Here is a 13547-nt window from a genome sequence, read left to right as displayed (position 1 = left end):
CAAGGGTTTTTATTACCTTACTTTTTGCATCTACAAGCACCTATACTTTGGAGCTATGTAGTTTTTTATAAATCTCTATACGAGCATCTATTTCTGCTTGAGTCAAATGTGCAGGAAGTTCAATGGTAGTCCGCGGAGTTATTGCTACCAGCACTACATCTCCCAGACCTTTTTTGTACTCCTTGATCACGTTTGCAGTAAACTGACTGGATGAAATAACATCACGCATTATATTACCTTTTTTCATATCTCAAATTATTATTTTTTGTTTTTTGTTATACACAAGCAGAATGCAGATCTTCTTATACAGATTCTGTTTGAGCTAAATTTTCCGGCTTAGATTTGTTTTCCAACGAGATATTGACTGCATTCATCCCTTTCACTCCACGTTCAAGATCAAATGTTACGATATTATTTTCTGCAATATTACCAACGACATTGTTTACATGAAAAAAGTACTTCTCAACGCCGGAAAGATCTTTAATAAAACCAAATCCTCTTGACTCATTAAAAAACTCAACCCGTCCTCTCAAAATAGTTGGCTCTTCATCCTCTTTTTTAGGAGTTGCTATAACTATTTCATCCGGGTTGATCTCTTCTTTTCTGACATTCTCTGTCGGAGGAGTTGAGGTTATTCTCCCGTTCTCATCAACATAAGCAATCATATCTTCAAAGCTGTTTGAGCTGCCCGATAATTTCTTATTTTCTTTCTTCTTTAATTTTTCTTCGCGCTTAGCGATTCTTTTCTTTTCATTTTCACGTTTACCTACTGTCATGGATTTTGCCATAGAAATAATATTTAGTTTATACTATATTTTTAATGAATAAATAATGTAAGTGCTTACTTTCAAATAGTGAAATCAGCCTTATTGAGTTTCTTACCGGTTAACTTTTGAATATCATTCACTAGTTTACGTTCTTCCTGCGAACAGAACGTAAGTGCAGTTCCCATATTCCCTGCTCTTCCTGTACGCCCAATACGGTGCACATAGGTTTCGGGAACATCCGGAAGATCATAGTTGATAACCAAAGGTAATTCGTTAATATCGATCCCCCTGGAAGCAATGTCAGTGGCAACCATCACCCGAGTTTTTCCCGATTTAAAGTTGCCCAATGCAGACTGTCTTGCTGCCTGGCTCTTATTCCCATGAATAGCTTGGCTGCCAATTCCAGCCTTACCCAGAATCTTCACAATCTTATCAGCATTGTGTTTCGTACGTGAGAAGATAAGTACTGACTGATCTTCTGCCTTCGACAAGATCGAAATAAGCAACTGGCTTTTCTCCTTCTTTTCAACGAAATACACCACCTGCTTGATAGAATCTACAGTAGACGATTTCGGTGTTATGTAAATCTTCACCGGATTCTTCAGCAGAGACTTAGTCAAGGAGATAATAGAATCAGGCATTGTTGCCGAGAAAAACAAAGTCTGCTTTTCTTTTGGAAGTTTCGGCAATATCCGCTTAATATCATGGATAAATCCCATATCAAGCATACGGTCAGCCTCATCCAATACAAAATATTGGATAGTGTCCAAATGTATATGTCCCTGACTCATCAGGTCAAGCAAACGTCCCGGAGTAGCGACCAGAATATCAATACCTTTACGCAACAGATCAACCTGCGGGCGTTGATTTACACCACCAAAGATTACTCCATGGCGAATACGAGTATGTTTTGAATAATCGTCAATACATTCACTGATTTGCAAGGCAAGCTCACGTGTGGGCGTCAATATCAAGGCTTTAATTCCCTGACGTCTGGCAGCCTCTTTATCCAGTTGCAAATGCTGTATGATAGGAATAGCAAATGAAGCCGTCTTTCCGGTACCGGTTTGCGCACAGCCTAATATATCTCTTTTTGCCAGTGCAGGCGGAATCGCTTTTTCCTGAATGGGAGTTGGTACTGTATATCCTTTTTCTCCAATTGCTTTTAATATCGGTTCGGTTATATTTAATTCTTTAAATGTCATAAATGTTATTTTTGCTGTACTCAAACAGCGATTAGTTTTATATATAGTGGGAAACCCGGACAATTTCAATCATGAAAAAGCAGAGTTTCAATCATTAAGCCAGTCTGTGGGTTGCTAAAAAAAACTCGCGCTCCAGTGTAGCCATTACTTCTTTTACGCTACTGATTTTTTCTGCGAGAAAGGCATTGCTACCAGCAAATGCATAGCCTTTTTTCATATTTCCTCTGGCTGCATTATATAGAGCCTTAATAATGCAATAAGGACTTTTTGTATAATCACATGTCTTTATACAATGGAATGAGCAACTTTTAGGCCTCTCCAAACCATTATTCACATTGTGAATAAATTCTCCATCAATAGCCCTTCCCGGCATCCCGACAGGACTTTCTATAATAAGAACATCTTCGGACTTGGAATGAATATATACTTCTTTGAATGTTTCTGAAGCATCACATTCAAGGGTGGTAACAAAAATACTCCCCATTTGCACACCGGAAGCTCCCAATTCCATAAAATGCGCTATATCCTCACCTGTCGAAATTCCACCAGCAGCAATCACCGGAATCTGCTTTTGTTCTTTATAACTGGATGCAATCATCACCACTTCCGGAATCAATGCTTCCAGAGCATAATGCTGATCCTGTATTTGTTCTTTTTTAAATCCTAAATGCCCACCGGCTTTAGGCCCTTCCACCACAATTGCATCGGGCAGATAGTTATAGTTTTTTTGCCACTTGTCACAAATAACCTTGGCAGCTCTTAAAGAAGATACAATAGGAACTAACTTGGTTACACTTTCCGGGGTCAAATATGACGGCAGATCAAGCGGAAGTCCCGCACCTGAAAATACCACATCTATCTTTTCCTCAATCGCAGTACGCACCATATCGGCATAATTAGATAAAGCAACCATTACGTTTACGCCAATAATACCTTCTGTTTTTGTACGTGCCTTGTGAATTTCTTCTCTCAGTCCACTTATACATTTCTCCAGATAAGAGCCTTTTCCCTTGGGATATAACAATCCTAAACCCGCACATGATATAACGCCTACTCCGCCTTCATTTGCAACTGCTGATGCCAGACCGGACAGTGAGATTCCTACTCCCATTCCACCTTGTATAACAGGTGTTTTAATTTCAATATTTCCTATAAAGAACGATTTCATATGTTTTATTTTGTATTGGCAAAACAGACAAATAGAAGTGAGCATACTTTATTCAAGTGCTCAATATTTGGTTCTGTCACGAATGATTTACCTTGTTGGATAATTTATTAAACTATATGCCCTTGGCTATTTCAAGAGTATTGTATTACAAAAAAGCCTAATAAATCTATTTTCAGAATGGAAAGTACAGGATTAGAAATTCCTAATTTTGCATAGAAGAGCCAGAATTAGCAGAACTTAAATGTAAAATGATTTTTCGTCTTCTCTATTCAGTAGAGATTCCCCCGTTGAATCATGAAACGGAAACAGCTTTTAAATGAAAGCAGAAGACAGAATCTTCTGCTTTCATTCGGATATTAATATCTTCTAGAGTTATTATAACCACCACGGCCTCCACCGTTTGACGGTCTTTCAGTACGAGGGCGTGCAACGCTTACTGAAATAACCTTCTGGTCGTATTCAACTCCATTCAGTTCATCAATTGCTTTTTGTCCTTCTCCATCGTTCGTCATTTCTACGAAAGCAAATCCTCTGGATCTACCAGTTTCTCTATCAAAAATAACTTTGGCTGAAGAAACTTCTCCAAACTCTGCAAATAAATTTGTTAAGTCGGCATCAGTTGTGCCATAGCTTAAACCTGAAATGTAAATGTTCATCTAAAAATTTTATTAAAATAAATACTATTTTGGAGTGAGGAGGATAATTACAGAAGAGGACTACTTACTAATAATATATTAAAAAGAAGAACTACACAATAATGATTCGTAACTCAAACTCTGGGAACAAAGGTAACACAATAAATTAGATAACTATGTTTTTATTCTATATTTTTCAATAGAAGCTCAATTATTATCATTTGTTAGCATGTCAATCACACAAAACAGTCACAATTAGCAATTCTCTCATTCATTCTTGACCATTTCCCATAATATATCTATTTTTGTTCCAGAACAATTATTAAGATACACCCAACAAATATATCCGAGAATGAAACTAAACACTACAACTAGAGAAGAAATGTGGGCAAAGCAGCATCTATCTGCTACCGACATTGACTATGCTGTATGGGAGCGGGATAAATCCATGCTTCATCAACTCTCGAAAATGGGCCGTAACTGTACATTTGTTGTCGATGTTTATAAATGCAAATATGCTTACGCCTCTCCGAATTTTGTTGATTTACTGGGATACGACAGCCACAAGATAGAAACATTAGAAAGACAGGGTGATTATCTGGAATCGCGCATCCATCCCGATGATCGCGCACAACTGGCGGCATTACAGGTCACACTAAGCCAATTCATCTATAGCCTGCCTTTTGAGCAACGGAATAGCTATTCTAACATTTACAGTTTTCGTATGCTTAATGCGAAACAACAGTACATACGTGTCGCCAGCAGACATCAGGTATTGGAACAGGACCGCAACGGTAAAGCATGGCTTATCATAGGAAACATGGACATATCACCCGACCAAAAAGCCTCTGAAACCGTAGATTGTACCGTCCTGAATCTAAAGAATGGAGAAATATTTTCTCCTTCCCTATCGTTAATGCCTTCTACCAATCTTACTAATCGGGAAATAGAAGTATTACGTCTTATTCAAAAAGGCCTGTTAAGTAAAGAAATCGCAGACAAATTATGCATCAGCATTCATACAGTTAATATTCATCGACAAAATTTGTTACGGAAGTTAGGTGTACAGAATTCCATTGAAGCCATTCGTTTAGGACAAGAGAGTGGATTGCTAAGTTAATACATGCAATCTTTCTCCCCGCACTGTGATCCAATCTGGCTAGGGCATCCATTCCACCACACCCACCACCGGATGCAATCTTCTCCATTCCTCAAATTCCGGATAACTACGTACACCATCCTGAATCACAGCTTGATAATACTCCACTCCCATAATCTTTTCCGTATCAGGCGTTTCGTATTTTAATTTCAGGATAGCCAGTCTCATTTCATCTGTCAATACCGCAGAAATGCGTTCGGCCACCCTTTCAAAATAGCCATCATAACGAGAGCCTTCTTGGATATGAATCATATCCATTTGCCAGAGTTCTCCTTCCATATCCTTATACCATGCATGCCACTCTATACACGCTTCTGCTGTATGTAATAAATTCGTATATTCAATCTTCTTTACGGACGTATTTTCCGCCAATTCAGCCATCGCCCGAAAGCTGACAGACAAATCCAAAGGAGAAGTATAAATATGAAAATCAATATCCCGATGTTTCATCAATAATCCTGTACGCAACGAACCTACCAGATTCACTTTGGCACCAATCCCCTCCCATATCCGAACAATACGGGTATCCTCTATAATCTCCCAAGCTTTCTGCTGGTTACGTTTTGCCAATTCAAGAATATTCATCTTTTTCCTTATTAAGTAAGTATGCAAAAATAGGAAAAAGGATACATATATAGCTATAAATAACTATTTAATCCCTTAATGGGTTGAGCTAACTTTGTCCGCAATTTCAATTCTTCATCATACAACTAAAAAGAGATTATGATATTCAATCAAACAGAGAAACAGGAAAAAGAGTATTTACAGCAAGTCATAACCACCATCCATGATACGATTAACACCACCAGTACTTCCGTCAAAGAGCATATAGACACCCTGCAGGAATACAAGGATTATCTATGGTCGAACAAGGATATCGATCCCCACGAAATCCGTTCCATGCGAGAAAGCATCTTAAATCATTTTGCATTAGGTGAAAATGTAATTGACAAACGCAGGCGACTAAGCAAAATACTGGATATCCCCTATTTCGGACGAATCGACTTTCAGGAAAAGAAAGACAAAAGCCAAGTTAGTCCAATCTATATAGGAATACATACTTTCTATGACCTCAATCAAAAAAAGAATCTGATTTACGATTGGCGAGCTCCTATTTCAAGCATGTTCTACGATCATGAATTAGGCGAGGCGTTCTACTCCTCTCCGGCAGGCAAAATTAACGGGGCGATCTCACTCAAACGCCAATATCGTATTCGCAAAGGAAAAATGGAGTACATGATTGAAAGTTCCGTAACTGTTCATGACGATATTCTGCAAAAAGAACTATGTTCCAATGCCGACAACAAAATGAAAAACATCGTCACGACAATTCAGAGGGAGCAGAATCAGATCATCCGTAATGAAAACGCTTCTGTACTCATTATACAAGGTGTTGCCGGTTCAGGAAAAACCTCTATCGCGCTCCATCGTATTGCCTACCTGCTTTATGCACAGAAAGGACAGATTTCTTCCAAAGACATATTAATCATCTCCCCCAATAAAGTATTTGCCGATTACATTTCTAATGTACTTCCGGAACTTGGCGAAGAGACCGTTCCCGAAACCAGCATGGAGCAAATTCTGTCGGATGTAATTGACAACAAATATAAACACCAGAATTTCTTCGACCAAGTGACGGAACTATTAGAAAACCCGACACCCGACTTTATCGAACGAATACAATACAAAGCCTCCTTCGAGTTTATATCACTACTTGACAAATTCATCCTTTACATGGAAAACAACTATTTCAAAGCAACAGACGTAAAACTCACCAAATACATCACCGTTCCTGCCGAATTTATTAACGAACAGTTCAAACGATTCCACCGCTATCCCATACGTCAACGATTTGAGACTATGACAGATTACATTCTGGAGATGATGCAACTACAATATAATCTCACAGTTAGCACTCCGGAGAAAAACCAACTAAAGAAAGAGATAAAAAAGATGTTCGCGGGCAATAACGATCTCCAAATCTATAAAGACTTTTTTGAATGGATCGGAAAACCGGAGATGTTCAAGACACGCAAAAATCGCATACTGGAGTATGCGGACTTAGCTCCTTTGGCTTATCTGCATATCGCATTAGATGGGAACAACGCCCAATCTTATGTCAAACATCTTCTGATAGACGAAATGCAAGACTATTCTCCCATACAATACAAAGTGATTCAAAAACTTTATCCGTGTCGAAAAACAATTCTTGGAGACGCTTCCCAATCCGTCAATCCTTATGGATCTTCCACTGCCGGTATGATTCAAAAAGCATTTGTAACAGGAGAAATAATGAAACTTTGCAAAAGCTATCGTTCTACTTTTGAGATTACCAGTTTTGCACAAAAAATTCAATCGAACAATGAATTAGAACCGATTATGAGACATGGAGAACACCCCAAGATTCTTCCATTCAAAAGTACAGAAGAAGAGATCCAAGGTATTGCGGATTTAGTAAACTCCTTCAGGAACTCCCATTATACCTCATTAGGGATCATCTGCAAAACAGAATCCCAAGCAAAAGAACTTGTTCAAAAACTCCAGATATATGCAAACGACATCTCACTTTTGTCAAATCAAAGTTCTGCTTATGTGAAAGGGATTATCATCACTTCCGCCCATATGGCGAAAGGACTGGAATTTGACGAAGTAATCATTCCGCAAACAAATGACAAGAACTATCATTCCAATATTGATAAAAGTATGCTTTATGTGGCAACCACAAGGGCTATGCACAAGTTAACTTTGACTTATTCTACCACTTTGCCCAGTTGCCAATTCCTATAATAGATGTGTATTCAAACAAACATCGAAAATTAATTAAAAGAAAAAATTATAGCTAATCTCCTATTATTTTCTATTTTTGTACAATAGAAAATAAGGGAATAAAATACGAGTTTACCACAAAAGTTTGGAACTACTCATCGACCGTTGGAACGGGCGGTTGACACATAGCCTGCCTGCCGAAAGAGATGTCCAAAGAAATAAGAGAGAATCTCGGATTCTTAGAGGAAGGCTGGGGACGGTTGAAGATGACGGCCAAAATCGGCAATACCCAATGGGAAACCGCAATCTGGTTTGACACCAAACTTGATACTTATTTACTTCCTCTCAAAGCGGAAATCAGAAAAAAGGAAAAGATCACAACTGATAAAGAAATAGAGATTGTGATTTGGATTTAAAACAAACGATAAGAAGAACTACCCGCAAAACAAGAGCCGCTTGAACAATCTCAAACGGCTCTATAAATTCTTTAGCAACATGGTTATCGATTAGTACAGCCATCGGTCTATATTTCTTTTTTCCGCACTGAATTCTACCCCTACTTTTACTAATTCACTCCCGTCTGCCTGATAAGGAATCAGATAGCCTTTTTCATCGATCTATAAATCCAACACACAATAACTAAAACCAGCAAAATAATCCCGTACCAATACCCACTTCCGATTATCCTATTAGTAGTTTTCTCAACTCCCGTTTTATGAATCTCTGTCTTAGAACTCATATCCGACAAACTCACAGACTGTGAATTCACTTCTTGAAGAAGTTGTTTTTCATTAACGTTTTTCCTATCCACCACAGTCTTCACCATCATCCCAGCCTTCAATCCAAGCGTATCAACAGGAAACACAAACACCACCTGTTCGATATGCTCTTCTACCACCTCCGAATCCTTTTCTGAAGCAACCTTATTTTTAACAAGACTTTTCCCGGAGCTACTATTTAAACTTGAATCAACCCTAACTTCACTCTCCCTATTTATCACCTCTTTCTTACTCCTACATCCCGACAGCAATACAGGCACAACCAAAGCCACCAACAACACAAACAGTAACTCCCTCCCACTCCTCAAAAACTCCTTCACATCAAAACAGGGACAAACCTTCACATATTCATAAGGTTCAATCACTCCGTCACCATTCAAATCCGGTGAAGTATCCCGATGTCCCAACACTTGGAGAATATTATATTCCCGCTGCAAATCCATAATAATCTGATAAAGCACCCGTTTTTGAGCATTCGTTCGGGTATCTGCCGGACGCCCGTTCGCATCCAATCCACCGATATAACATATCCCGACACTCCGCTCATTCCAACCTTTACAATGAGCACCGGCCAGAGAAACATCCCGCCCCTTTTCCAATTTCCCATCCAAACGGACCACATAGTGATACCCGATACCGTTGAACCCACGTTCCCGGTGCCAACAGTCAATATCCGCAGCAGTAAAATCCTGCCCGGCTTTCGTAGCCGAACAATGTACTATGATAGAATCTATATTTCTCATGATAATTCATTATTAGTTCAAACGCACCAGTTAATAATCCGAAGGTGGCATACGCTTCACGCACCCTCTAATCTCACACTTCTTCACTTCCGACTCCTTCTGTATCAACTCCACTTCATGACATTTATGTATCCAGTCAATCTTCTCTTCCTGCTCCTTGCGAAGTTCAATATAAAGCCCGTCTATCTTCTCGTCACGTTGAGTCAGCCGTTCTTCCAGCCAGTCCACCTTTTTACGGCGATTTTCTTCTTCCATACTGTTCACGGACGCTTCCTCTTTCCGTGCATCCGTCTTACGGCAAGTGATATACCTCACTAACCATTTCACAGCTTCCAAACCACCCATAGCGGTAATAAAAGCAAGGATTGTAGTTATTTGCATATTTATATTTTTACGTAGTTATAAAGAAAGAATGAGGCCGAAGCCCCATTCCATACAAACCAGACAGTTCTCAACGATCTATGAATCAAGCTGCCGGATCCGGTGCTTCACCATTACCACCCGAACCACCATCCGGATCCGGAGTTTCACCTCCATCATCAGAACCGTCACCAATGCTACCCGAATCATTAATATGATCCAAATCCTTGAACTTCAATCCATCCGAACGGGTAGTCGTCCCGGTAAACAGACGAATGTCCGAGTTGGCACGAAAACAAATACGAAGCCCTGAAATATTAGCGATTGTAAAATCTTCCGCCTTCTCCGTCCCTTTGCTTTGAGCAGAAAGGTAAAAATATCCCAGACCGGCGATATTCACCGAACGACCACCCAGCAATGTCTTTCTCAATAACGTACGGAAATCCTTCAATACACTAATCGTTTCACCCTCGCTGACACCGGAAGCAGACGCAATCTCCTTTGCAAACTCATCCAACGTTGCACTCGTATCATACTGATAAGAAATCACCGGATACACTTTCTTTCCTGCTTCTTTATTTGTAGGGTCACACAGGCGAGACACCCTTCTAAATCTAATAGCCATACTACTTTTCTTTTTTTAATGAATACTGTTTTAATTATCACTTCGCTAACGTTAACGATGCAAAGATGCAGCATCTTCCACGGAGATGAAACGACACCAAACAGCCTCATCAGAAAAGTACTAAAAAGCATTTCAGACACATACAGCCACACATAGAGGAACTAAATAAACGACAAGAAAACGACGAAAAGCAGAAAAAAGCGACAAAATCAATACCTGGGGGAGAATAATAAATAAACAAATATATTCAAACTAATAAATATCATAATAAAAAAGTGCACCTTCTTCCCCACCGGGAAAAAGATGCACACACAAACAAAACAAACAATAGGCTACCTTCACAGGCAGCGGAAAAGTCATGATTCCATTTTTCCTATGCCACTATTATATATCATCATACTTATTTAATAAATAACTGGTAACTTCACCTATAGAAGAGGGCTCTTTCAATAATACTTGCTTGTCCTCTCCCAACAAATATATCGAAGGAAGAGAACGCAAAAAATATAGTTCTTTTTCAGTCAACACCTTCCTGACATCATAACCGTTTATCCACACAGAAGGAAGAGACTGCTGATATTCTTTCCACGCATCCATTTCACCTTCTGTACAAATCGTAACAAGAGCAAGTTGCGATAGGGATAGTCCACTATGTTGCAAGAAGGAATTTATTACCGATGATTCAGACAGTTCCATCATTGATTGCCGACAATAAATACAATCCGGATCATAAAACAGCAATAATGTATATTTAGCGGAAATATCCCATAGTTTTTGAAATTCTCCCGTAGAAAGAATGAAAGTAAAATCAGCAGCTTTTATCCCTATCCGGTTCTTTTTAAGCATTTTCAATTGATACAAGGGACGTATACGCATCATTCCATCTAAATGTCCGGATGTTAATACTTCCTCCAATACTGAAATATAATAACTATCATTCCGTAGTGACGAATCAGGTTCATATAGATGATGCTCCAACCGTTGTAGAAACCAACGGTTTACCACCTTATTAACTTTAGTCTTCAACACCAATCTCCTGATATTTTCACAAGCCCTTTCCTCTGTCAGTTCCGACAATTGAGAAAGATAATCCACCAACATCCTTTCTGTAGTGGCAGAGCTGCTTAACCGGATAGTATCTGTAAAATCATACGTATCCCAAAAGCGCTCTATCAGTATGCTGTCTTTTTGTTGCTTTGCCATAGCATTTGATTCACCAGAATTGGCAGAACAAGTACATAAAAGTAAAAACACGCCTAAAGTAATATAAAGAAGTCTTATATATTTCTGATGGATTACCAATCTTAAAAGGTGTAATAACCTTAATCTTCGTTTATTCATAATTCTACAAGTTCAAGCACAATTCATTACACCATTTGACATACTCGTTTTCTCCACCGCAAATCCTTTCCGGCACTTTCATCTCTATACATTCATTCCCGACATATATCCGGCTCATCTCGAATATTTCCATCAGACAATCATCCGATATACACATACAAAAACATATAATATCCGGATTATCATATTTCACGATTTTAATCCCCGGATAAAGTAAAGACAGATAAAAAGCAGAATATCCGAATGCTTTCCATGAATCCTCTAGACAATACAAATAAACAGAGCCTCGATTATCACCTTCTTTTTCCAAAATATCGTTTAATATATTCATCCTCATATCTCCTTTCACTCTTAACACTATTTGAATTATCCTTCCTGACGTATCCGAAGTTCAAAATATCCATTCCTACCAAACAGACGCACCTTTCCTTCACGTGCATTGCCTGTGCCATTTTCCTTTACATGGACAAAAATGTAATCATTAGCAGAGTCTAACTGCGGATAAATAATAGCACCTTCGTGCCGTTGTTCAGCTATCCCGATCCAATCACATGAATCGAACACTTCCCCGTAATTCGTATATAACATAGGAAGCACTGTATATGACCGACCGATAGAGGAATGACGTTCAACAGTTACCGTTTTTTGTAGAACACCATATTGGATAATACTCGTAAAAGAGTATTCCGTACCTGCGACTTCACTCGATTCCGTGAAACACAAGTCCATCTCGACGGGATTATCAGGAGTATCATTACAAACTGTTTCCCCCGTTATTTCTGTCCCATTTGCTTTCACCGTTATCAATCCACGCTGAAGATTAGGATAATCCGGATCAAACATGGTGTAACCTTCCAATGATTCATCCCGGATGCACCGGTAGAAATGACCTAACACAAAAGAATTCAAGATTTCATTACTGTATATAATCCAACGGGAATTTTCAAATCCCATCTGATAACCATTCTGCAAATAATTCTCTTGATAATCATGTGTACCATTATACTCTAATAACATGAATGCTTCCATATCATTAGTAAATCCATTCTTTTCTGCATTCTCGAATGAATTAGCGCCAAATCCCGTAACACTCCGGATATTCAGTTTATAGTAATCATTGCCTACAATTGAAGTCAACGGAACTTTTTCTCCTGTAGCATCATCTATTGTACATAGACGGAGTTTATAGTATCCTTCCCTTTCTGTCCCATCCGCTGCCGTATATTTTCCATGTACAACGATGTGAAATCCTTTATGCGCATCCAACCCCATTTTCCGAATCTGATACAGATAAATAGGATTTGACGAAGGAGCAAGGCTACTGACGGACAAAGTGGACGGACTGGTATAATCCACGTCTGCCAATACAGAGGCTGACACAGGACAACCCAACCAATTTATTGAAATCAATTCAAAATTGTTGTCTGCCACTCCCACACTGAATTTCGCAACATTCCGTTTTAAACTGAAACCATTGCTACCGTCACTTTCCATCGCATTACGAATAGCTATCATGTTGAGTGATGAAAGAGTTATGCGCCTGGTAGCCATTACAAAGGGTGGTTTTACAAGTGCTTTCGTACTTGTGCATATCCTGCTTTCCAAGTCCTGTAAAGTATGTATTGTCCCTGCTTCCATCGGATAATTAGCTATCAGATACAATGTATGCTCTCCTGTCGCCGAAGGAATGTTTACTGTCGTCTTATATTCATTTCCAGTCCATTCCAATACAGGATGCTGATGATAAACAATTTTTCCGTCATGATTGAATATCAGAAAATCCATACTTTCAACCTTTGCTTCATCGGCAGGGGTACCTGTTCCCCGCGTATACACAACAGACTCTTGTTGCACACTTAGTTTCAAAACCATTTGCTCCTGTACTTCTGTTGTATCGTTAATATCCGACATTTCATCACTATTGCAAGCCCCCAAAGAGAAAAGCAATACAAACAGGACTAATTGAATATATTTCTTTTTTACTATCATATCTATCATT

At 38.9% G+C, this 13547-nt stretch carries 15 protein-coding genes; 3 read left to right on the top strand and 12 right to left on the bottom strand.

What is annotated here, in order from left to right; genetic code table 11:
- Positions 1–40: 40 nt before the first annotated feature.
- From BXY_RS08550 to BXY_RS08530, 5 genes are all read right to left on the bottom strand, one after another.
- Positions 41–247: a hypothetical protein gene (locus tag BXY_RS08550; RefSeq protein WP_008026295.1), complete on the bottom strand. Its 207-nt coding sequence runs from the start codon at positions 245–247 to the stop codon at positions 41–43.
- Positions 248–302: 55 nt separating this feature from the next.
- Complete coding sequence (locus tag BXY_RS08545) at positions 303–788, bottom strand: cold-shock protein (protein WP_008026293.1); 486 nt, start codon at positions 786–788, stop codon at positions 303–305.
- Positions 789–847: 59 nt separating this feature from the next.
- Entirely contained in the window at positions 848–1972 is a 1125-nt protein-coding gene (locus tag BXY_RS08540; protein WP_015531692.1) for a DEAD/DEAH box helicase, read from the bottom strand.
- A gap of 94 nt (positions 1973–2066) precedes the next feature.
- Positions 2067–3140, bottom strand: coding sequence for an NAD(P)H-dependent flavin oxidoreductase (locus BXY_RS08535; RefSeq protein ID WP_015531691.1), 1074 nt, complete (start codon positions 3138–3140; stop codon positions 2067–2069).
- Between the two features lie 356 nt (positions 3141–3496).
- Complete coding sequence (locus BXY_RS08530; RefSeq protein ID WP_004315028.1) at positions 3497–3796, bottom strand: RNA recognition motif domain-containing protein; 300 nt, start codon at positions 3794–3796, stop codon at positions 3497–3499.
- 331 nt (positions 3797–4127) lie between these two features.
- Here BXY_RS08530 and BXY_RS08525 point away from each other — a divergent pair, with 331 nt between their 5' ends.
- Positions 4128–4895: a LuxR C-terminal-related transcriptional regulator gene (locus tag BXY_RS08525; RefSeq protein WP_074707321.1), complete on the top strand. Its 768-nt coding sequence runs from the start codon at positions 4128–4130 to the stop codon at positions 4893–4895.
- Between the two features lie 39 nt (positions 4896–4934).
- Here the strand turns inward: BXY_RS08525 and BXY_RS08520 are convergent, their stop codons facing one another.
- Complete coding sequence (locus BXY_RS08520; protein ID WP_008645051.1) at positions 4935–5519, bottom strand: hypothetical protein; 585 nt, start codon at positions 5517–5519, stop codon at positions 4935–4937.
- A 138-nt stretch (positions 5520–5657) separates the two neighbouring features.
- Between BXY_RS08520 and BXY_RS08515 the strand changes: the two genes are divergently transcribed.
- The gene (locus tag BXY_RS08515; RefSeq protein ID WP_015531689.1) at positions 5658–7721 is read left to right on the top strand and encodes a HelD family protein; all 2064 of its coding nucleotides are present in this window, start codon (positions 5658–5660) and stop codon (positions 7719–7721) included.
- Positions 7722–7885: 164 nt separating this feature from the next.
- A complete protein-coding gene (locus BXY_RS08510) occupies positions 7886–8116 on the top strand; it encodes a DUF1905 domain-containing protein (RefSeq protein ID WP_316927968.1) in 231 nt (76 codons plus the stop codon).
- Positions 8117–8295: 179 nt separating this feature from the next.
- Here BXY_RS08510 and BXY_RS08505 read toward each other — a convergent pair whose 3' ends face one another.
- From BXY_RS08505 to BXY_RS08480, 6 genes are all read right to left on the bottom strand, one after another.
- On the bottom strand, positions 8296–9222 hold the full coding sequence (locus BXY_RS08505) for an N-acetylmuramoyl-L-alanine amidase (protein ID WP_015531687.1): 927 nt from the start codon (positions 9220–9222) through the stop codon (positions 8296–8298).
- 30 nt (positions 9223–9252) lie between these two features.
- Entirely contained in the window at positions 9253–9603 is a 351-nt protein-coding gene (locus tag BXY_RS08500) for a hypothetical protein (protein ID WP_004296148.1), read from the bottom strand.
- A gap of 85 nt (positions 9604–9688) precedes the next feature.
- Positions 9689–10207 (bottom strand): HU family DNA-binding protein, encoded by a 519-nt coding sequence (locus BXY_RS08495; protein ID WP_004310610.1) that lies wholly within the window; start codon positions 10205–10207, stop codon positions 9689–9691.
- 384 nt (positions 10208–10591) lie between these two features.
- Positions 10592–11410: a DUF5106 domain-containing protein gene (locus BXY_RS08490; protein WP_004315020.1), complete on the bottom strand. Its 819-nt coding sequence runs from the start codon at positions 11408–11410 to the stop codon at positions 10592–10594.
- A gap of 142 nt (positions 11411–11552) precedes the next feature.
- Entirely contained in the window at positions 11553–11879 is a 327-nt protein-coding gene (locus BXY_RS08485; protein ID WP_009040202.1) for a hypothetical protein, read from the bottom strand.
- Positions 11880–11914: 35 nt separating this feature from the next.
- Positions 11915–13546: a fimbrial protein gene (locus BXY_RS08480; protein ID WP_015531686.1), complete on the bottom strand. Its 1632-nt coding sequence runs from the start codon at positions 13544–13546 to the stop codon at positions 11915–11917.
- Between the last annotated feature and the right edge of the window lies 1 nt (position 13547).

Origin of the sequence: Bacteroides xylanisolvens XB1A (genome assembly GCF_000210075.1) — a bacterium.
GTDB classification, from domain to species: Bacteria; Bacteroidota; Bacteroidia; order Bacteroidales; family Bacteroidaceae; genus Bacteroides; species Bacteroides xylanisolvens.
Note: the sequence above shows the minus strand (reverse complement) of the source record. Positions and strands in the feature narration are given on the sequence as shown.

Coding starts and splice junctions, on each gene's coding strand:
- BXY_RS08550 (WP_008026295.1), bottom strand. CDS start 247: ATGAAAAAAGGTAATATAATGCGTGATGTTATTTCATCCAGTCAGTTT.
- BXY_RS08495 (WP_004310610.1), bottom strand. CDS start 10,207: ATGGCTATTAGATTTAGAAGGGTGTCTCGCCTGTGTGACCCTACAAAT.
- BXY_RS08485 (WP_009040202.1), bottom strand. CDS start 11,879: ATGAATATATTAAACGATATTTTGGAAAAAGAAGGTGATAATCGAGGC.
- BXY_RS08500 (WP_004296148.1), bottom strand. CDS start 9,603: ATGCAAATAACTACAATCCTTGCTTTTATTACCGCTATGGGTGGTTTG.
- BXY_RS08520 (WP_008645051.1), bottom strand. CDS start 5,519: ATGAATATTCTTGAATTGGCAAAACGTAACCAGCAGAAAGCTTGGGAG.
- BXY_RS08530 (WP_004315028.1), bottom strand. CDS start 3,796: ATGAACATTTACATTTCAGGTTTAAGCTATGGCACAACTGATGCCGAC.
- BXY_RS08525 (WP_074707321.1), top strand. CDS start 4,128: ATGAAACTAAACACTACAACTAGAGAAGAAATGTGGGCAAAGCAGCAT.
- BXY_RS08515 (WP_015531689.1), top strand. CDS start 5,658: ATGATATTCAATCAAACAGAGAAACAGGAAAAAGAGTATTTACAGCAA.
- BXY_RS08535 (WP_015531691.1), bottom strand. CDS start 3,140: ATGAAATCGTTCTTTATAGGAAATATTGAAATTAAAACACCTGTTATA.
- BXY_RS08540 (WP_015531692.1), bottom strand. CDS start 1,972: ATGACATTTAAAGAATTAAATATAACCGAACCGATATTAAAAGCAATT.
- BXY_RS08490 (WP_004315020.1), bottom strand. CDS start 11,410: ATGGCAAAGCAACAAAAAGACAGCATACTGATAGAGCGCTTTTGGGAT.
- BXY_RS08505 (WP_015531687.1), bottom strand. CDS start 9,222: ATGAGAAATATAGATTCTATCATAGTACATTGTTCGGCTACGAAAGCC.
- BXY_RS08480 (WP_015531686.1), bottom strand. CDS start 13,546: ATGATAGATATGATAGTAAAAAAGAAATATATTCAATTAGTCCTGTTT.
- BXY_RS08545 (WP_008026293.1), bottom strand. CDS start 788: ATGGCAAAATCCATGACAGTAGGTAAACGTGAAAATGAAAAGAAAAGA.